The following is a 1,612-nucleotide window of genomic DNA, read 5'->3' on the forward strand; positions in this document are numbered from 1 at the left end:
CACCCTCACCCCAACCCGTGCCATCGGCCGAGGCGGCGAAGGCCTTGATCCGGCCGTCCTCCGCCAACCCACGCTGACGGCTGAAATCGATGAAGTTCTCCGGCGTCGACATGACGGTGACACCGCCCGCCAGCGCCAGCGAGCACTCGCCGTTGCGCAGCGCCTGGATCGCCCAGTGCAGCGCGACGAGGGACGACGAGCACGCGGTGTCGACGGTGACCGCCGGACCCTCCAGCCCGAAGACGTAGGAGACGCGGCCCGACATGACGCTCCCCGCGTTGCCCGTGCCGACGTGGCCTTCGAGGCCGTCCTGGTCGCGGGTGATGAGGGAGAGGTAGTCCTGGCCGTTGGTGCCGACGAAGACACCGGCGCGGCTGCCGCGCAGCGACGCCGGGTCGATGCCGGCCCGCTCGAAGGCCTCCCAGGAGGTCTCCAGCAGCAGCCGCTGCTGGGGGTCCATGGCGAGGGCCTCGCGCGGGGAAATCCCGAAGAAGTCCGCGTCAAAGTCCGCCACCCCGGCGACGAAGCCGCCCTCGCGGGTGTACGAGGTCCCCGGCTGGTCCGGGTCGGGGCTGTAGAGCCGCTCCAGGTTCCAGCCGCGGTCGGCCGGGAAGGCGTCGACCGCGTCCGTACCCTGCGCAAGCAGCTCCCAGAGGTCCTCTGGGGTGCTGACCCCGCCGGGGAAACGGCAGCTCATGGCGACGATGGCGATCGGGTCGCCGTCGACGGCCGCGGCGACGGGGAGCATGGCGCCGGAGACCGGGACGCTGCCGACGAGCTCCTCGCGAAGGTACTCGGCCAGCGCGGCGGAGGTCGGGTAGTCGTAGACGAGGGTGACGGGCAGCCACAGCTCGGTGGCCGCGTTCAGGCGGTTGCGCAGCTCGACCGCGGTGAGGGAGTCGAAGCCGAGCTCCTTGAAGGCGCGTTCCGCACCGACCGCGTCCGCGCCCCCGTGTCCGAGGACGGCGGCGACGTGCGTGCGGACCAGCCCGAGCAGCTCTCGTACCTGCTCGGCGGGGGCGAGCGCGGCGAGCCGCGCGCCGAGGGAGAGGGGGCCGTCGGCCTGCGCGGACGCGGCCCGGTCGGTACGAGCCTCGGCGGCCGAGCGGGTCGCGCGGACCTCGCTGAGCTCGTCGAAGAGGGTGCTGCCGCGTACGGCGGTGTGGCCGGAGAGGTACTGCTCCCAGACGACGTCGGCCACGGTGAGGGAGGCGTCCGCACCGGCCACGGCCTGGCCGAGCGCACGGATCGCCGCGCTCCCGTTCATGGGCGGTACGCCGTCCCGGCGCATCCGGGCTTCGAGAGCCTCGTCGGCGACCATACCGCTCTCGGCCCACGGACCCCAGGCCAGCGAGGTGGCAGCCAGACCGGCTGCCCGCCGCTGCTCGGCGAGCGCGTCCAGGTAGGCGTTGGCGGCAGCGTAGTTGCCCTGACCCGCCGAGCCGATCGTGCCACTCATGGACGAGAACAGCACGAAGGCGTCGAGCTCGATGCCCAGCTCGACGGTCAGCTCGTGGAGGTTGAGGGCAGAGGTGGCCTTGGCCCGCAGCACATTCTCGAACCGCTCCGGCGTCAGCGCGTCCAGCACACCGTCATCCAGCACACCAGCGGT

General features: G+C 72.5%; 1 protein-coding gene. It reads right to left on the reverse strand.

The annotated features are described in order from the left end of the window. Positions 1-1,612 (reverse strand): beta-ketoacyl synthase N-terminal-like domain-containing protein (locus AB0I68_RS39045; RefSeq protein ID WP_363182203.1); only part of this gene is annotated, 1,612 nt, incomplete at both ends.

Source organism: Streptomyces sp. NPDC050448 (assembly GCF_040655295.1).
In the GTDB taxonomy this organism is placed as follows: domain Bacteria; phylum Actinomycetota; class Actinomycetes; order Streptomycetales; family Streptomycetaceae; genus Streptomyces.